At 63.4% G+C, this 18,041-nt stretch carries 14 protein-coding genes, 1 tRNA gene and 1 other RNA gene; 9 read left to right on the top strand and 7 right to left on the bottom strand.

Going from position 1 to position 18,041, the window contains the following annotated elements:
• Positions 1 to 107 precede the first annotated feature (107 nt).
• From fumC to ssrA, 3 genes are all read right to left on the bottom strand, one after another.
• The gene (fumC, locus tag OCA5_RS13605) at positions 108 to 1,514 is read right to left on the bottom strand and encodes a class II fumarate hydratase (protein WP_012562435.1); all 1,407 of its coding nucleotides are present in this window, start codon (positions 1,512 to 1,514) and stop codon (positions 108 to 110) included.
• A 128-nt stretch (positions 1,515 to 1,642) separates the two neighbouring features.
• Positions 1,643 to 2,152 carry an SspB family protein gene (locus OCA5_RS13600; protein ID WP_012562436.1) on the bottom strand — a complete coding sequence of 170 codons (510 nt, stop codon included), beginning with the start codon at positions 2,150 to 2,152 and terminating at the stop codon, positions 1,643 to 1,645.
• A gap of 305 nt (positions 2,153 to 2,457) precedes the next feature.
• Positions 2,458 to 2,829, bottom strand: a transfer-messenger RNA (tmRNA) gene (gene ssrA, locus OCA5_RS18865).
• Positions 2,830 to 3,021: 192 nt separating this feature from the next.
• Between ssrA and OCA5_RS13595 the strand changes: the two genes are divergently transcribed.
• From OCA5_RS13595 to OCA5_RS13570, 6 genes are all read left to right on the top strand, one after another.
• A complete protein-coding gene (locus OCA5_RS13595; protein ID WP_012562437.1) occupies positions 3,022 to 3,816 on the top strand; it encodes a thymidylate synthase in 795 nt (264 codons plus the stop codon).
• Positions 3,813 to 4,337, top strand: a complete 525-nt coding sequence (locus tag OCA5_RS13590; protein ID WP_012562438.1) for a dihydrofolate reductase — start codon at positions 3,813 to 3,815, stop codon at positions 4,335 to 4,337. Before OCA5_RS13595 ends, OCA5_RS13590 begins: the two co-directional genes overlap by 4 nt.
• Before the next feature lie 138 nt (positions 4,338 to 4,475).
• Positions 4,476 to 5,615, top strand: a complete 1,140-nt coding sequence (hflK, locus tag OCA5_RS13585; protein ID WP_012562439.1) for an FtsH protease activity modulator HflK — start codon at positions 4,476 to 4,478, stop codon at positions 5,613 to 5,615.
• The gene (gene hflC, locus OCA5_RS13580; protein WP_012562440.1) at positions 5,612 to 6,514 is read left to right on the top strand and encodes a protease modulator HflC; all 903 of its coding nucleotides are present in this window, start codon (positions 5,612 to 5,614) and stop codon (positions 6,512 to 6,514) included. The genes hflK and hflC overlap by 4 nt, the downstream gene beginning before the upstream one ends.
• A gap of 59 nt (positions 6,515 to 6,573) precedes the next feature.
• Positions 6,574 to 6,774 (top strand): DUF2065 domain-containing protein, encoded by a 201-nt coding sequence (locus OCA5_RS13575; protein ID WP_012562441.1) that lies wholly within the window; start codon positions 6,574 to 6,576, stop codon positions 6,772 to 6,774.
• Between the two features lie 112 nt (positions 6,775 to 6,886).
• Positions 6,887 to 8,398 (top strand): Do family serine endopeptidase, encoded by a 1,512-nt coding sequence (locus tag OCA5_RS13570; protein WP_012562442.1) that lies wholly within the window; start codon positions 6,887 to 6,889, stop codon positions 8,396 to 8,398.
• Between the two features lie 161 nt (positions 8,399 to 8,559).
• Here OCA5_RS13570 and serB read toward each other — a convergent pair whose 3' ends face one another.
• On the bottom strand, positions 8,560 to 9,453 hold the full coding sequence (gene serB / locus OCA5_RS13565) for a phosphoserine phosphatase SerB (protein ID WP_012562443.1): 894 nt from the start codon (positions 9,451 to 9,453) through the stop codon (positions 8,560 to 8,562).
• Here serB and miaA point away from each other — a divergent pair.
• The 3 genes from miaA to selB all read left to right on the top strand — a co-directional run bounded on the left by miaA (position 9,452) and on the right by selB (position 12,562).
• Positions 9,452 to 10,390, top strand: coding sequence for a tRNA (adenosine(37)-N6)-dimethylallyltransferase MiaA (gene miaA, locus OCA5_RS13560; RefSeq protein ID WP_013913273.1), 939 nt, complete (start codon positions 9,452 to 9,454; stop codon positions 10,388 to 10,390). The two genes, serB and miaA, sit on opposite strands and share 2 nt — an antisense overlap.
• A 224-nt stretch (positions 10,391 to 10,614) precedes the next feature.
• Positions 10,615 to 10,710 (top strand) — tRNA-Sec (locus tag OCA5_RS19165).
• 52 nt (positions 10,711 to 10,762) lie between these two features.
• A complete protein-coding gene (gene selB, locus OCA5_RS13555) occupies positions 10,763 to 12,562 on the top strand; it encodes a selenocysteine-specific translation elongation factor (protein WP_012562446.1) in 1,800 nt (599 codons plus the stop codon).
• A 244-nt stretch (positions 12,563 to 12,806) separates the two neighbouring features.
• Here selB and OCA5_RS13550 read toward each other — a convergent pair whose 3' ends face one another.
• Genes OCA5_RS13550 through OCA5_RS13540 form a run of 3 tightly spaced genes read right to left on the bottom strand, consistent with a single transcriptional unit; the run spans position 12,807 to position 17,704 of the window.
• Entirely contained in the window at positions 12,807 to 13,766 is a 960-nt protein-coding gene (locus tag OCA5_RS13550) for a 2Fe-2S iron-sulfur cluster-binding protein (RefSeq protein WP_012562447.1), read from the bottom strand.
• Positions 13,763 to 15,625 (bottom strand): NAD(P)H-dependent oxidoreductase subunit E, encoded by a 1,863-nt coding sequence (locus tag OCA5_RS13545; RefSeq protein WP_012562448.1) that lies wholly within the window; start codon positions 15,623 to 15,625, stop codon positions 13,763 to 13,765. The genes OCA5_RS13550 and OCA5_RS13545 overlap by 4 nt, the downstream gene beginning before the upstream one ends.
• Positions 15,626 to 15,640: 15 nt before the next feature.
• Complete coding sequence (locus OCA5_RS13540; protein ID WP_013913272.1) at positions 15,641 to 17,704, bottom strand: formate dehydrogenase H subunit alpha, selenocysteine-containing; 2,064 nt, start codon at positions 17,702 to 17,704, stop codon at positions 15,641 to 15,643.
• Positions 17,705 to 18,041: the final 337 nt, after the last annotated feature.

The raw sequence follows: 18,041 nt of genomic DNA, 5'->3' as shown, positions 1-18,041 counted from the left end.
GCTGTAACAGACGCATCATAAGAGCGGTAGCAAAACAATACTACGTCTTTGGATGCAAGAAAAACGCATCGTATCTGAGGTATTGCGTATACCAGGTGCCAGACGTTTCAATTGCTCGAACTGGTCATCTTTTCCGGCCGCACGATAGAATCAAATTCTTCCGCGGTGACAAAACCAAGTCTTAAAGCCTCTTCTTTCAGCGTCGTGCCGTTGGCATGTGCGGTCTTGGCGATCTTCGCGGCATTGTCATAACCGATCTTCGGTGCAAGCGCGGTGACAAGCATCAGCGAGCGCTGCATCAGATCGCCGATCCGCTTTTCATCGGCGCGGATTCCGATCACGCAATTTTGAGTGAAGGAACGTGCCGCGTCCGCCATCAGCCGGATCGAGGTCAGCATCGCGAACACCATGACGGGTTTGTAAACGTTCAGCTCGAAGTGGCCCTGGCTGCCTGCAGTCGTCAGCGTGGTCTGGTTCCCGAAAATCTGGCAGCACACCATCGTCAAGGCTTCGCACTGCGTCGGGTTGACCTTGCCCGGCATGATCGATGAGCCCGGCTCGTTTTCCGGCAGGATGAGCTCGCCGAGACCCGAGCGCGGACCGGAGCCGAGCAGGCGGATGTCGTTGGCGATCTTGAAGAGGCCGGTCGCGGTCGCGTTGATCGCGCCATGGACGTAGACGTAGCTGTCGTTCGAGGCGAGCGCCTCGAATTTGTTCGGCGCTGTCACAAACGGAAGTCCGGTGATCGCGGCGGCGTGTTTCGCAAAGCCTTCCGCAAATCCCGGCTTGGCATTGAGGCCGGTGCCGACGGCAGTGCCGCCCTGCGCCAGCAGATTGAGGCTCTTCGCGCTCTCCTTGATGCGGGCGATGCCGCTTTCGACCTGCGCGGCGTAGCCGGAAAATTCCTGGCCGAGCGTGAGCGGCGTCGCATCCTGCGTATGCGTGCGGCCGATTTTGACGATCGAAGCGAATTCTTTCTGCTTGGCGCGGAGCGCGGCGAGCAGTTCTTCCAGCGCGGGAATGAGGGTATGAGCGATCTCTTCCGCCGCAGCGATATGCATTGCGGTCGGGAAGGCATCGTTCGACGACTGGCCCATATTGACGTGATCGTTGGGGTGAACCGGCTTCTTGGTGCCGCGCTCGCCGCCGAGCATTTCGTTGGCGCGATTCGAGATCACCTCGTTCAGGTTCATGTTGGTCTGGGTGCCGGAGCCGGTCTGCCACACGACAAGTGGGAAATGGTCGTTGAGCTTGCCGTCGATGATCTCCTGCGCGGCGGCGATGATGGCGTCGGCGAGTTTCTTGTCGATCAGCTTGAGGTCCAGATTGGTTTTTGCCGCGGCGAGCTTGACGATGGCCATCGCGCGGATCAGCGGCAGCGGCATGTGTTCGGTGCCGATCTTGAAGTTGTTGCGCGAGCGTTCGGTCTGCGCGCCCCAATAGCGGTCAGCGGCCACCTCGATCGGACCAAAGGTGTCGGTTTCGGTGCGGGTGGTCTTGTTCGTCGGTGCCATGTCGTCCTCATGCGGGTCGCGACGGACGCAGAAGCGATCGCTCCGGCCCGTCTTTCGCGCGCGAGTATGCCGAAAGTGACAGGCCCGAGCCATGCCACCTCGGTAGACGAGACCGTCGCGGAGTGAGCTTACTTTTTGCGGAAGCGATCCAGCCGGACCACCTGCGCGCCGCCATCGTGAGGATGGTCGTCGCCGTCGTCGTCGGGATTTTCGGTCGTCTCTGCCGGAATGGCGAGCTTTTCGGCTTCCTCGATGGTGGCGGGCTCGATCTCGCCAGCCATCTCCGCGGTCTCGAACTGCAGGCCGAACTGCACGGCCGGATCGAAGAAACGGGTGATCGCGTTGAACGGCACCACCAGCCGCTCAGGGATACCGCCGAAGGACAACCCGACCTCGAACTCGTCCTCCCGCACCACGAGATCCCAGAACTGGTGCTGCAGGATGATGGTCATCTCCTGCGGGTACTGTGACAGCAGCCGCGGCGAGATCCGCACGCCGTCCGCATTGGAGAGGAAGGTAATGTAGAAGTGGTGTTCACCCGGTAATCCGTGTTCGGCGGCGTCGGTCAGAACACGCCGGAGAACGCCGCGCAGCGCATCGCGGGTCAGAACATCGTAGCGGATCAGATCGGTGGCCATCGGTCGGTCCTGTCAAAACGTCAAAAGGTCGTGCCGGAAGAAGAGGGCCGACTCGCACTTTTGTTCCATGCGGGTGGTCGCAGGCCCGTCTCCGCTCCCGGAGAGCACGCGTCACCCCCTTCGCGAACGAACCGCAGTGGCGGCAGACTACCGTTTCCGGTGGGCTGCGTCAGTAATCTTGTCGCGGGGCATGGGCAAGACTCACGGCTAAATTTGTGCAAACGGCCTCATAAGCCGGAGCGCCTTTCGCGCGCGACATAATCGGATCGCTCAAACTACATAATTAAAAGAAAGTGGCGGAGAGAAGTGGAGGCTTCTGTTGCCAGGTGCCTCCGGACCCCGCCTGACGGGGCTTAATCCATCAGGACTTTAATTCGGTATTTCAAACTGCGTTACGCAGCCTGAGCAACCGGAGCATAGTTGTCGTTTGCAACTATTGTAGAGCCCGATAACGGCGGAACAATACCGGGAAAAAACACGCCCTTTACGCCCTCGTCGATCCTGTTTCGCCCCCGCCGAAGCCTGCCTTGCAGGTGAATTCAAAGTGAATTCAGGCTTTGGTGGAGGCGCCGGGTGCTGCCCCCGGGTCCGAATGGTTTATTGCGACGGCCATTTATTTCCATAGCCGGCGAACCGGCATTCCCAATATAGGGGGCAATGATTGACGAAAAAAGGCCCCTCGGTCGGGTCGCGTGCGGGGCCTTGGGACGCAGGCGGGGATCAAGTTCCACAGCCGGGCTATTCTGCCGTGGCACCGGCCTTTCCGAGGAGGTGGCCCGCGCTTACTTTTGTTGGGACAACACGCGGTGCGGCGTTGATTCGCCCGCGGATATGCTTCCTAAACGAGGGAAGCGACGACCGGCGACGCCATGCATCAGTATCAAGACCTGCTCGAACATATCCTCAGCGACGGCGCGGAAAAGCACGACCGCACCGGTACCGGCACGCTGTCGGTGTTCGGTCATCAGATGCGCTTCGACCTCGCGGCAGGCTTTCCGATGCTGACGACGAAGAAGCTGCCGTTCAAGGCGATCGTCCATGAACTGTTGTGGTTTCTCGCGGGCGACACCAACGTGCGCTACCTGCAGAACAACGGTGTCAGCATCTGGGACGAATGGGCGGATGCCAACGGCGATCTCGGCCCGGTCTACGGCAAGCAGTGGCGCTCGTGGCAGGCGCCGGACGGACGCAGCATCGATCAGATCACGAACCTCGTGCAGATGATCCGGACCAATCCGGATTCGCGCCGCCTGATCGTCACCGCGTGGAATCCCGCCGATGTCGAGCAGATGGCCCTGCCGCCGTGCCACTGCCTGTTTCAGTTCTACGTCGCGAACGGCCGACTGTCGTGCCAGCTCTATCAGCGCTCGGCGGATGTGTTTCTCGGCGTGCCGTTCAACATCGCGTCCTATGCACTGCTGATGATGATGATTGCGCAGGTGACGGATCTCGCGCCCGGCCACTTCGTCCACACCTTCGGCGACGCGCATCTCTATTCCAACCACCTCGATCAGGCGCGGCTGCAATTGACCCGCGCGCCGCGCGCGTTGCCGACGCTGCGCATCAATCCGGCGGTGCGCGATATCTTCGGATTCCGCTACGAGGACTTCAAACTCGAGAACTACGATCCGCACCCGCACATCAAGGCCGAGGTTGCGGTGTGAGCGCCTCTGCGCCTGCCGTCGTCTTTATCGTCGCCATTGCTGACAATGGCGTGATCGGCCGCGACAACACGATGCCCTGGCACCTGCGTTCGGACCTGCAGCGGTTCAAGCAGTTGACGCTGAACAAGCCGGTCGTGATGGGCCGCAAGACGTTTCTCTCGATCGGCCGGCCGCTGCCGAAGCGCACCAACATCGTGGTGACGCGTGATCCGGCGTTTCGTGCGGCCGGCGCCGTGGTGGCGACCACGCTGGACGCCGCCTACGAGATTGCGCTCGGCGATGCGCTGCGGCGGGGCGCATCGGAGATTATGGTGATCGGCGGCGCGGAAATCTTCCACCAGTGGATGCCGCGTGCCACGCGCCTCGAGATCACCCATGTCCATGCCGAGCCGGAGGGAGACACGTTCTTACGGTTCGAGATGGCGGAATGGCAGGATGTAGCGCGCAGCCGTCCTGCGCGCGGACCTGACGACAGTGCCGATTTTTCCTATGCGACATATGCTCGCGCGGGCCGTCATTAACCCCGCTTGTCAATGTTTACATTGACAATTTCGTCATGCGGATTAGCTGCTAGAAGTTGCGCGAGGCCGCGTTGTACCGCGGCCTTCGGTCTTTTATAACCCTGCGACTGCCGCGAGGCGGCGCTAAGGAGTTTGCTGATGGCCTGGAAGAATCAAGGCGGAAGTCCATGGGGTCCCGGCCCGAAGGGCCCATGGGGCTCCGGTCCGCAATCTCAGGGCCCCAAGCCGTCCGACCTTGAAGACCTTCTGCGCCGCAGCCAGGACCGGATTCAGCAGATGATGCCCGGCGGCCACATGAGCGGCATGGGCATCGCCCTGCTGGTGGTCGCGGGCATCGCGATCTGGGGCCTGTCCGGCTTTTTCCGCGTGCAGCCCGATGAGCTTGGTGCGGTTCTGCGCTTCGGCAAGCATGTGCGCACCGTGCAGCCCGGTCTGAACTACCATATGCCTTATCCGATCGAGACGGTGCTGCTGCCGAAGGCGCTGCGCGTCTCGACGCTCAATATCGGCATGACGGTCAGCGACGACAGCGGACGCCGCGGCCGTGTCGTCCGTGACGTGCCGGAAGAAAGCCTGATGCTGACCGGCGACGAAAACATCGTCGACGTCGACTTCACCGTGCTGTGGCGCATCGCGCCGGACGGTGTCGGCAACTTCCTGTTCAACATTCAGAACCCGGAAGGCACGGTGAAGGCCGTGGCCGAGAGCGCGATGCGCGAAGTCATCGGCCGCTCCGACATTCAGCCGATCCTGACCGGCGCGCGTAACACCGTCGAAGCCGCTGTCCATCAATTGATGCAGAAGACGCTCGACGGCTATGGCGCCGGCATCATGATTCAGCAGGTGCAGTTGCAGAAGGTCGACCCGCCGCAGCAGGTCATCGACGCCTTCCGTGACGTGCAGGCGGCCCGCGCCGACCTCGAGCGTCTGCAGAACGAAGCTCAGACTTACGCAAACCGCGTGATCCCGGATGCCCGCGGCCGTGCGGCGCAGGTGCTGCAGCAGGCACAGGGTTACAAGGAACAGACGATCGCGGAAGCTAAAGGTCAGGCCGCGCGATTCCTCAGCGTCTTTGATGAATACAAGAAGGCGCCGGACGTGACGCGGCAGCGCATCTATCTCGAAACCATGGAGCATGTGCTCGGACCGGCCGAGAAGATCGTTCTCGATTCCGGTGGAGCAGGAGGACAGGGCGTGGTGCCGTATCTGCCGCTCAATGAACTTGGTCGCAAGGCGCCCGCCGCGCCGGGCCAGCAGCAAAGCGGAGCAAGCCGATGAAAGCCGGTCTGACGGGCATGGTCGCCCTCATCGTTCTCTTGTTGCTGGTGATCGTCGGCTACAGTTCGGTCTTCGCCGTCCGCCAGACCGAGCAGGCGCTCGTCGTGCGATTGGGTGAACCGATCCGCGTCGTCACCGAGCCGGGCTTGAGCTTCAAGTGGCCGTTCGTCGACAGCGTCATCAGCATCGACAACCGCATTCTCGATCTCGAAAATCCGTCGCAGGAAATCATCGCCTCCGACCAGAAGCGGTTGGTCGTCGATGCATTCGCGCGCTATCGCATCAAGAACGCGCTGCGCTTCTATCAGAGCGTCGGGTCGGTGCCGGCTGCGAACCTCCAGTTGACCGCACTCCTGAACGCAGCTCTTCGCCGCGTGCTCGGCGAGGCGAACTTCATTCAGGTGGTGCGCGACGAGCGTGAACCTCTGATGGGTCGCATCCGCGATCAGCTCGACAAGCAGGCGGAAGCCTACGGCATCGGTGTCGTCGACGTCCGCATCCGCCGCGCCGATCTGCCGGACCAGAACAGCCAGGCGGTCTATCAGCGCATGCAGACCGAGCGTCAGCGTGAGGCGGCTGAATTCCGCGCTCAGGGCGGACAGAAGGCGCAGGAAATCCGCTCCAAGGCGGATCGAGAGGCGACGGTCATCGTCGCGGAAGCGAACTCCGAGGCCGACCGCATCCGCGGTGAGGGCGATGGTGACCGCAACCGTATCTATGCCGAAGCCTACTCCAAGGACCCGCAGTTCTTCGCTTTCTACCGGGCGATGACTGCCTATGAGACGAGCCTGAAGAGCGGCGACACCCGTTTCGTGCTGAAGCCGGACTCCGAATTCTTCCGGTTCTTCAATTCGGCGAGTGGGGCGGCCCCTGCGGGCGCGCCTGCCACGTCAAGATAAGCTGAATAATTCTCTCAACGGGATTTCCCTTTGGATAAGTCTCTGGTGAAATCCCCGCTATGAGAGATTTGCTGGTTGGGCTTGGCGTCCTTTGCGTGATCGAGGGTTTGACCTTCGCGGCGTTTCCCGAAGCGATGCGCCGCGCGATGGCGGCGGCGCTCGAGCATTCCGAGAATGCGCTGCGGATTATCGGCCTCTGTGTCGCAGTCGTTGGGCTGGGGCTGATCTGGTATCTGCGATACGGACCGGGCGTCGGGTGAACCCGGCGACCGGTATTTTGCCGTATTCGCGACGTTGATACGCTTGCGGGTCAAGCGGGCCGGGCGCACTCTCGCCCTTGGCGGCATTTGTCCATTTCAGGAGACACTCGATATGATCACCGGGTTTGTGCGTTTCGGCCGCCTGCTTCCGCTCGCCGTCGCGGGAGGTTTGTTCGTGCTCACGGCAGGCACCCCTGTTCCAGCCTCCGCGCGGGGACCTGAGGGGATTGCCGATACCGCGGAGAAGGTCATCGACGCGGTGGTCAACATCTCGACGTCGCAGACGCTGAAGAACCGCGACCGCGACGAGGACGCTGCGCCGAAGAAGAACGGCCGCGAGAAGGGGGACCCGCGGCTGCCGCCGGATTCGCCCTTCAACGAACTGTTTGACGAGTTCTTCAAGAACCGCCGTGGCGACAAGAGCCCGCAGCAGCACAAGGTGAATTCGCTGGGCTCCGGCTTCATCATCGACACCGACGGCTTCGTCGTCACCAACAATCACGTCATTGCCGATGCCGACGAGATCAACGTCATTCTCAACGACGGCAGCAAGATCAAGGCGGAGCTTATCGGCCGCGACAAGAAGAGCGATCTCGCCGTGCTGAAATTCCAGCCGCCGGAGAAGAAGCTCACCGCGGTGAAGTTCGGCGATTCCGACAAGCTGCGGCTCGGCGAATGGGTGGTCGCGATCGGCAACCCGTTCAGCCTCGGTGGAACGGTGACGGCCGGCATCGTCTCGGCGCGTAACCGCGACATCAATTCGGGGCCGTACGACAATTACATTCAGACCGACGCGGCGATCAATCGCGGCAACTCGGGCGGCCCGCTGTTCAACCTCGAGGGTGAAGTCGTCGGCGTCAACACCGCGATCATCTCGCCCTCGGGCGGTTCGATCGGCATCGGCTTTGCCGTGCCCTCGAATACGGTGGTCGGCATCGTCAATCAGTTGCGGCAGTACAAGGAAGTGCGGCGTGGCTGGCTCGGCGTGCGGATTCAGCAGGTCACTGACGAGATTGCCGACAGCCTCGGTATCAAGCCGCCGCGCGGTGCGCTTGTGGCGGGCGTCGACGACAAGGGACCGGCGAAGCCTGCCGGCATCGAAGCCGGCGATGTCATCATTTCGTTCGACGGCAAGGCCATCCGCGAGATGAAGGACCTGCCGCGCGCGGTTGCCGATGCACCTGTCGGCAAGAACGTCGATGTCGTGTTCATCCGCAAGGGCAAGGAAGAGACCCGCAAGGTCACGCTCGGCCGTCTCGATGATGGCGAGAAGCTCGCCGAAGCCTCGCTGAAGGTGCCCGAGCCGGAAGTCGAGAAGACGGTGACGCAGAAGGCGTTGGGCCTCGATCTCGCCTCGCTCGGCAAGGATCTGCGCACGCGCTACAAGATCAAGGAGAAGGTCAAGGGCGTGGTCATTGTCGGCGTCGATCGCAATTCGGATGCGGCCGAGCGCCGTCTTTCCGCTGGCGATGTGATCGTCGAGGTCGCGCAGGAGGCCGTGAATTCTCCGGCCGACGTCAAAACGCGGATCGACAAGCTCAAGAAGGACGGCAAGAAGTCCGTTCTGCTGCAAGTCTCGAACGGCGAGGGCGAACTGCGCTTCGTCGCGCTCAGCGTGGATTGAGGGCGATTTTACGCCACCTCTCCCCGGTGGGGAGAGGTCGCGAGCGTCAGCGAGCGGGTGAGGGGGCTCCAAAAGCCGTTTGAGGCATCGTACGCCCTCACCCGAAGGCATCGCTTCGCTCCACCTTCGACCTCTCCCCACGGGAGAGGTGAAGAGAAGAACTACTCCGTCACAAATTCTGTTCGCTTGTAGCCCTGCGCATAGAGAAGCGCGGTGAGGTCGCCGTGGTCGATCCGCGCCATCGCGGCGGCAGCGACTGCGGGCTTGGCGTGATAGGCGATGCCGAGACCGGCCTTCTCGATCATCGCGAGATCGTTGGCGCCGTCACCAATGACGATGGTGTCGATATCGTCGAGCTCGAACGACTCGAGCAGATCGACCAGCGTGGCGAGCTTGGCGGCGCGGCCGAGGATTGGCTCCTCGACACGGCCCGCCAGCTTGTCGTTCTCGACAATCAGAACATTGGCGCGGTTCTCGTCGAACCCGATCGCCTTCGCGACACGCTGGGTGAACAGCGTGAAGCCACCGGAGACGAGGCAGGTACGTGCGCCGTTCGCGCGCATGGTCCGCACCAGTGCAGGCCCGCCAGGCGTCAGCGTGATGTGCTTTTCGAACACCTCGTCGACGACGTTGACCGAAAGGCCTTTGAGCAATGCGACGCGCTCGCGCAATGCCGGCTCGAATTCGATTTCGCCGCGCATGGCGCGTTCGGTGATCGCAGCCACATGATCCTTGAGCCCGACGAAGGCCGCGAGTTCGTCAATGCACTCCTGACCGATCATGGTGGAGTCCATGTCGGCGAGCAGCAGCTTCTTGCGTCGCGCGATACGCGGCTGCACCACGATATCGACGGGTATTCTCTGAAAGGCGTCGCGCAGTCGATCGGCGACGACGCGGGCCGGCTCCTCGCTCTCGAAGGGAATGTCGGCGGCGATGCCGGCATCGAGCCATTCGGCGGGGGCAGACGCGGGCAATATCGCGCGCGCAGCCTCCAGCACCGTGCTATCGAGCGAGGGCTGCGCCGGGTTGCAGATCAAGGTAGCGACGAGGGACATGGATTCTGGCCGAAATAATGTGAAGGCGGTGCTTATCGCAGGGCCGACCGCAAGCGGCAAGTCGGCACTGGCGCTTGCGCTGGCCGAGGCCGCGGGCGGGACCGTCATCAATACGGATTCGATGCAGGTCTATCGCGATCTGCGCGTGCTCACTGCGCGCCCGACGATTGAGGAGGAGGTGTGCGCGCCGCACAGGCTCTACGGCCATGTCGATGCCGCGGTGAATTATTCGGCGGGCGCGTGGGTGAACGATGCGGCAGCGGTACTGGCGGAGGTCCACGCGGAGGGGCGCCTGCCGATTTTCATCGGTGGCACCGGCCTCTACTTCAAGGCGCTGACGCGCGGGCTCTCCGATGTGCCGCCGGTACCGGATGAAGTTCGTCAGGGCGTTCGCGCGCGTCTTGATCGCGATGGCCCGGAGGCGCTGCATGAGGAACTGGCGCGGCGCGATCCGCAGGCGGCAGCGCGGTTGAAGCCGCGCGATCGTGTCCGCATTGCGCGCGCGCTCGAAGTCGTCGAGGCGACCGGACGTCCGCTTGCGGACTGGCATGCCCATGGCCTGCCGCCCTTGTTGCCTGCCGAGGGTGTGACGGCACTGTTTCTCGCGCCGGATCGTGCGGCGCTTTATGAACGGATCGACCGGCGATTCGAGGTGATGGCGGCAAGCGGCGCGCTGGCGGAAGCGGAGGCGCTGGGGCGCCGCGGCCTCGATCCGCTGTTACCTGCGATGAAGGCGCACGGCGTGCCAGCCTTGATCCGCCATCTCGCGGGTGAGTTGACGCGCGAAGAGGCCATCGCCATCGGCCAGATCGATACGCGCCATTATGCCAAGCGGCAGTTCACCTGGTTTCGGCATCAGTTGCCGGAATTCGAATGGATCGCGCCGAATGATGCGCGGGCGTGGCTTGGCGCGAAGCTCGGCATGACGCTGCCTTAAACTGCTGGCAGGCTTCCCGCTATCGGTGTCCGAAAACCACTCGATAGTTGCACAGGAATGCATATTGCACAGCCCGAACGTCTTTCCGACAATCCACGCGTTTCCCAAGCATTGCAGACTGCAATATCAACGCATTTTGCCTATGGATGCAGTTGTGCATTGATCAGGCAGATGTCTTCGAAGGAGAGCGCTCAGCGAAATGGGTGTTCGATATGAGACCGCTCGAAAGTGTCGGGGGTCCTGGTGGCCCTCCCGGTCTTCAGAATATGTGAGACCGAGCAACTCGGTCTCGCAGGCTCGAGTCCTGTCCGCTTCCGCCAATCGCTTTAACCCCGACGCCATCGAGGTAGTCGACAGCCTGCGCGACGCGCAATGACGACGCACGTTGTCGCGACGGCCGGTCACGTCGACCACGGCAAGAGCACTCTGATCCGCGCGCTGACCGGGATGGAGCCGGACCGCTGGGAGGAAGAGCGCCGCCGCGGGCTCACCATCGATCTCGGCTTTGCCTGGACGACTCTGCCCTCGGGCCGGGAAGTTGCCTTTGTGGACGTGCCCGGCCACGGGCGGTTCATCCGCAATGCGCTGGCCGGCCTGGCGGCGGTGCCGGTGGTGTGCTTCGTGGTAGCTGCTGATGAAGGCTGGTCGGCGCAATCCAGCGACCATCGCGACGCCATCGCAGCGCTTGGCATCCGCCACGGGATGATCGTGGTGACCAAGGCCGACCGCGCGCCCGATCTCGTGGCGGCAACCATCGAGCGCGCCCGCAGTGAGTTCGCGCATACCGCTTTGCGCGATGCGCCAGCGGTCGCCGTATCGGCCGTGCAGGGCACTGGATTGGGCACGTTCAGGCGGACCCTCGACGACGTGCTGGCCGAAGCGCCTGCGCCCGACGCCAGCGGCCGGCTCCGGCTGTGGATCGACCGCTCGTTCAGCGTCTCGGGGGCCGGCACGGTGGTCACCGGCACCCTTGTCGCCGGGACGCTGACCAAAGGGGACCGGCTCGAAGTAGTGGGCCAGGGGCGGGCGCCGCGCGAAGTCGTGGTTCGCTCTCTGGAATCGCGGGATGCGCCTGCCGATGCCGTCCACCCGATGAACCGGGCCGCGGTCAACCTGCGCGGCGTGTCCGCGGAGGATGTCGGCCGTGGCCAGGCACTGATTGCACCGGGCGCCTGGGTCATGACCACGGAGGTCGATGTGCGCCGCATTGGCGGTGCCGCGCTCAACGAGGTGCCCACACAGCTCACCGTGCATGTGGGGACCACGGCCGTGCCGGCTCGGCTGCGCGTATTCGATGCCGAGCACGTCCGGCTCACCCTCGACTGGCCGCTGCCGCTGATCGTGGGCGATCGGCTGCTGCTCCGCGATCCGGCACGCCACCTCGTGCTCGGCGGCGTCGGTGTGCTGGACCCGGATCCGCCGGCGCTGCTACGCCGCGGGGAGGGGACCCGGCGAAGGGCGGTGCTGGCTGCCATGCCGCCGGAAGGCGACGTACTGGCCAAAGTGGCCAGCCGGGGCGCCGTGGAGGTGGACGATCTGCGCCGCATCGGCCTAATCGGCCCCGATGCCGTGCCGCCATCCGAGGTCCGTGAGCTCAGCGGCTGGTGGGTGCACGTTCCCGCCTATGACGAGTGGCGAGAGAAGCTGCGGGCGCTGGTAGAGAGCGGCGCCCAGCGCGACCAGCTCACGCCCGGTGTCTCCCAAGGAGCCGTGCGCGACGCCCTCGGTATGCCCGCGGCGCGCTTCATCGATCGGCTTGTCGCGGATGCCGGCCTTGAGCAGCACAGTGGGTATGTCCGGCTGCCGCGGCCCCGCGCCGACCTTGGCCGCGCCGAGGCCGGAGTGGCCAAGCTCGAGGTGCGGCTGCTCGCGGATCCGTTCCTCGCGCCGCTGGCCGGTGATCTGACTGCCCTTGGTCTGGGAGTCCGTGAGTTGGCCGCAGCTGAGCGCGCCCAGCGGGTGTTACGCCTTCAAGGAGGTGTGGTGCTGCTGCCGTCCGCGCCGGAGCTTGCGATACAGGCACTGGCGAAACTGCCGCAGCCGTTCACCACCAGTCAGGCGCGGCAGGCTTTGGGCACCAGCCGCCGGGTCGCGATCCCGCTGCTGGAGTATCTGGATGGACGCGGCCGGACGCGCCGGGTCGATGACGATCATCGCGAAGTGGTGAAGTAAAGTTGAGTCGTGCGCACAAGTGTCGAAGCAGGACGATAGGCTGTGGGGTGCTGGTGCGGTTTTCGCTTATGACGGAAACACCCGATCCGTCATGACCCGCCATAGCCGTTCGAAGAACGGGTTCTAAAGAACGCCTATGTGCCGGGCATCCACGTCTTTAGCAGCGATTCAGGAAACCAAAACGTGGATGGCCGGGACGAGCCCGGCCATGACGAGTTGTTGATTCCATGTGAGCGAAACCGCTCTAGCCATTGTCGCTACCGTCTTCTTTTTTGCGACTCTGGACGTGCGGGAAGCCGAACCGGCCCTTGATGCAGAGATTACCGTGGCCGATGTCGTGATCGTGGGGCGAGGTCACCTTGACGATCTCGTTGTCCTGCACATGCAGTGTGACGTTGCAGCCGACGCCGCAATAGGTGCACACCGTGGTCGTCTGGGTCTGCTTCGACACATCCCAGGTGCCGGCCGCGCGCATGTCGTATTCGGATTTGAACGACAGAGCACCCGTCGGGCAAACTTCCACGCAGTTGCCGCAGAACACGCACGCGGATTCCGGCAGTTCGACAGCAAACTCGGTAGAAATCTGGGCGTCGAACCCGCGTCCCGCGATCTGGATCGCGAAGCTGTTCTGCCACTGGGTCCCGCAGGCATCCACGCACTTGTAGCAGAGGATGCACTTGTCGTACTCGCGGACGTAGAGATCGTTGTCGATCTTGTCCGGCTGGGCCATCGTGGCCGCGACGTTGCCGTTCCCGAGGTTGTGCTCACCCGGCTCATGGACATCGCGCCTGCGGTTCACGCCGGCCCTCGGGCCATAGCGCTCCGAATCGACGTTGTAGCGCTCTTTCCACTCGGGGATGTGCGGCGTGGTGGAAAGGTCGACGGAGGAATCGAGCAGCTCCAGCACGAGGCGACGGCTGTGCCGCACCCGTTCGCTGTCGGTCTTGACCACCATGCCGGGCTGAACCTTGCGGGAGCAGGAGGGCACGAGGACGCGCGAGCCTTCGAGCTCGACCATGCAGACGCGGCAGGCATTCTTGGGCGTGAGGGTGTCGCCGTAGCAGAGCGTCGGCGTGTCTTTCCCCGCGGCGTTACAGGCGGTCAGGATGGTGCTCCCCTCCGGGACGCTCACCTCCTGGCCGTCGACCGTGATCGTGATCTGCCGGACGGGGGTATTCGTAGCACCCATATAGTGCACGTTCATCTGCTCTTACTCTCCTCCAGTACGCCGAGGCGGTCGATCGCCGACTCGACGGCGTTCCAGGCAGCCTGACCGAGGCCGCAGATCGAGGCATCTTTCATCACCAGGCCGACATCGCGCAGGATGTGGATGTCGTTGCCCTTGGCCTTCGCATCGTGGCCGTTGTGCATGATGCGCAGCAGCGCTTCTTCCTGACGCACCGTGCCCACCCGGCAGGGGACGCACTGGCCGCAGGATTCGTCGCGGAAGAAGCTCGCGATGCGCAGCAGAATGCCGGACAGATCGACAGTGTCGTCGAACGCCAGCACCACGCCCGAACCCAGCGTGGCCTTGGCGGCGCGGACGCCTTCGAAAGTCAGCGGAATATCGAGTTCGTCAGCGCGCACAAACACGCCTGCAGCGCCGCCGAGCAGCACCGCCTGCAGTTTCCGGCCCTGCGGAACGCCGCCCGCCAGTTCGAGAATGTCACCCAGGGTTGCGCCGAACGGCACTTCGTAGACGCCGGGGCGCACGAGGTTGCCCGAAACACAGAACAGCTTGGGTCCGGTGGAGCCCTCGGTTCCGATCTTGGCGTACTCGGCGCCGCCCAGCTGCATGATCAGCGGTACGTTGCACAAGGTCTCGACGTTGTTGACCACCGTCGGCTTGCCGAAGAGTCCGGCCTCGAACGGGAAGGGCGGCTTGGTGCGCGGCTCGCCGCGATAGCCCTCGATCGAGTTGAAGATCGCGGTCTCTTCACCGCAGATGTAGGCGCCGGCACCGCGGCGGATCTCGAGCTCGAAGCTCCAACCCTTGCCCTGGATGTTCTCGCCGAGGAATCCGCGTTCGCGGGCCTTCTCGATGGCGTTGCTCAGCATCCGGTAGGCGCGGGGATATTCGCCGCGCAGGTAGATGTAACCGCGCTCGGCGCCGATGGCGTAACCGGCGATGGTCATCGACTCGATCAATGCAAAGGGGTCGCCTTCGAGGATCGAACGATCCTTGAACGTGCCGGGCTCGCTTTCGTCGGCGTTGCAGACGAGGTAGCGAGGCGTCGCCGGCTGCTTGGCGGTGCTCTCCCATTTGATGCCGGCCGGGAACGCCGCACCGCCGCGGCCCATCAGCCGGGAATCTTTGACTTCCGTAATGACCTGCGCAGGTTCCATCTCGAACGCGCGCCGCAATCCGGCGTAGCCGTCGGTCGCGAGATAATCGTCGATGCTTTCCGGATCGACCTTGCCGATCCGCTTGAGCAGCATCAGGCCGTCCTGACCGGCCTGTGGCACGGCCATGATCGGTGGCGCCTCGGCTGCGAGGGCCTCAGGACCGTCATTCAGCGCCAGGACGACTTCGTCCATGGTGGCGGGCCCGATCAGGTGCTCGTGAGGCGGATCGCCGGCCTCGACCGCCAATGCGGCAGGGGCGCGTTCACACACGCCGAGGCAGGGGCTGTGCTTCCAGCCGGTCATGGCCGAGGCCGGACCGAGCTTCTTCTCGAGGCTGGCACAGAGCTCCTTGGAGCCACGCGCCATACAGGCAATGTCGGTGCAGACATGCACGACGCGCTTCGGTCGCGGGTTGGTAGAGAACAGCCCATAGAACGTCGCGACGCTGTAGACATCGGCTGCCGACACACTAAGTCGTTTTCCGATATAATTCAGCGCACCGGGGCTGATCCAGCCCACGCGGTCATTCACCGCGTGCAGTGCCTCCATGACGAGGTGCCGCTGAGCCCGTGCCGCATGGCCGGAATGCGCGCGCCGGTGGTCCAGCTCATCACGCTCACCGCCATGCCAGCCGCCTTCGCCGGGCCCACCAAGCCGCCGATCGATTGCATCGCGTTCCTCCGCGAACGGCTCGGCGTCCGAGAACTTCAGATCCACAACTACTCATCCTTCCTAGTTCGCGGTCACGAGCTCGCTGTCTTGACGCTCGCGATCGATGGTCTCGGCCAAGCCTTGGTCTTCAGGCAGGGCTTCGTTTGTCTTTTCCACCCTGACCGCTGTGGCCTTGAACTCCGCGGTTTTGGCGATCGGATCGTTCGCCTCGATGGTGAGCGAGTTGGTGTCCACATCGTCCGGGAAGTTGCAGGCCATGAAGAGCAGCCCGGGACGCAGGCCCGGATCCCGACGTGCGGGAGCCAGCACCGATCCGCGGCGGGAAGTCACCCGGACCACCTCGCCGTCGTTGATGCCGAGCCGAACCATATCCTCCGGAGAGACGTCGACGCAGCCGCCGACACGGATCGGCGAGTTGAAGCCGCCCGACTGCACGCCGGTGTTGTAGTCGGTCAGTCGCCGGCCGGTCGTCAGGCGCAGCGGGAACTCGTCGTTGAGCTTGTCCACCGGCAGCTTGTGCTCGACGATGCCGAACGGAGCCAGACGCCCGCGCTTTGCGGGATCCTTCTCCCAGAGCCGGCCGTGCAGGAACGGTGACTCGGGCCCGTTCTCGTCGGGGAAGGGCCACTGTACGCCGCCCCGCTCCGCGAGCACCCGGTAGGTCATTCCATGATGTGCGGGCGACAGCGCGCGCAACTCGTCCCAGATCTCTTCTGCAGTCTGGATCGGCCAGGCGTGACCGAGACGCTCCGCAACCAGGCGGATGATCTCGATGTCGTCCTTTGCGCTTCCCGGAGGCTCCAGTGCCTTACGCACAAGCTGAACCCGCCGTTCGCTGTTGGTGAAGGTACCATCGCTCTCGCACCAAGCGGCCGTGCAGGGGAGCACGACGTCGGCGAGCGAGGCGGTCTTGGTGAGGAAGATGTCCTGCACGACCAGATGGTCCAGGTTCCTCAGCCGCCGCTCCACCGCTGTGGTGTCGGCATCTGACTGCACCGGATTCTCGCCCACGATGTAGACGCTGGTGAGGTGGCCCTCGTCCATCGCCTCCATCATCTCCGAAAGCGTCAAACCGCCCTTCGGAGGCAGCGTAACGCCCCACATGCGCTCGAACTTCGCGCGATGCTCGGCATTCTCGACGCTCTGGAATCCCGGCAGGTTCTTGGGAATCGCACCCATGTCGCCGCCGCCCTGAACGTTGTTCTGGCCGCGCACCGGAACGAGACCCGCGCCCCAACGGCCGACCTGGCCGGTGAGCAGGGCGAGGTTGCACAGCGCCCGCACGTTGTCGGTGCCGTTGTGATGCTCGGTGATGCCGAGCGTCCAGCACAGCTGCGCGCGCTTCGCCTTGGCATAGTCGTGCGCAAGCTCACGGATCAGCTCCGCGGGCACGCCCGTTTCACGGGAGGTGACTTCCAGAGTCCACGGCTCGCATGCGGCAATGTACTCTTCGAAGCCGGTGGTGGCGTTCTCGAGGAACTCCTTGTTGACCAATCCGGCATGGATGATCTCGCGGCCGATACCATAGGCCAACGCGACGTCAGTGCCGACGTCCAAACCAAGCCACGTGTCGGCCCACTCGGCCGTTTTGCAGCGGCGCGGGTCAACGGAATACACCTTCGCGCCCTTATGGATTCCCTTCAGGGCGTGATGGAAGAAGATCGGATGGGCTTCCCGGGCATTGGAGCCCCAGAAGATGATCAGATCGGCATCTTCGATTTCGCGGTAGGAAGAGGTGCCACCGCCAGCACCGAATACTGTCACCAGACCGGCGACGCTAGGAGCGTGTCAAGTTCTGTTACAGGAGTCGATGTTGTTGGTGCCGATCACTGCCCGGGCGAACTTCTGAGCGATGTAGTTCAACTCGTTGGTCGAGCGCGAGCAGGCGAACATGCCAAACCCGTCCGGGCCGTGGAGTTCGCGATTGCGGCGAAAGCCCTCGGCTGCGCGGTCAAGAGCCTCTTCCCAGGAGGCAGGCCGCAGTACGCCGTTCTCGCGGACGAGCGGCTCGGTGAGTCGCGTATAATGCTGCTTCTGTCGGGCCATGTTTGCCTCCAGTGTGTTGTTGCTTGGATATTTCATATACCAATCCATACCGCTCAGGGTATATGAAGGTGCTTGCATATAAGGGGTTTTCTGCCTCGCATGCGGCGCGCGGCGAATGTCGTAAACGACTGCGCGCTAGCCAATCACGCGATTCTACATGCGCCTGCGCTGCAGGTAGCAGCACATTAATAATATATAGGGCGGCCACTGCCGGATCGCGAGCGCGTGCGACACTCGCTGATACTCGTAGCGCCAACCTCGATGCTGCTTGTTACGATTGTTATTGAGCAATCCGTGCTGACGGATGCCGTTCCCGATATGATGTCACAAGCCCGGCAAGTTCTGTGCGGCGTCGCTGGAGCGCGCTGCTCTTTGATTATCTCCAGACGGGGCTCATAACGTCGGTCTTCAGACA

Origin of the sequence: Afipia carboxidovorans OM5 (assembly GCF_000218565.1) — a bacterium.
Taxonomy (GTDB): domain Bacteria; phylum Pseudomonadota; class Alphaproteobacteria; order Rhizobiales; family Xanthobacteraceae; genus Afipia; species Afipia carboxidovorans.
Note: the sequence above shows the minus strand (reverse complement) of the source record. Positions and strands in the feature narration are given on the sequence as shown.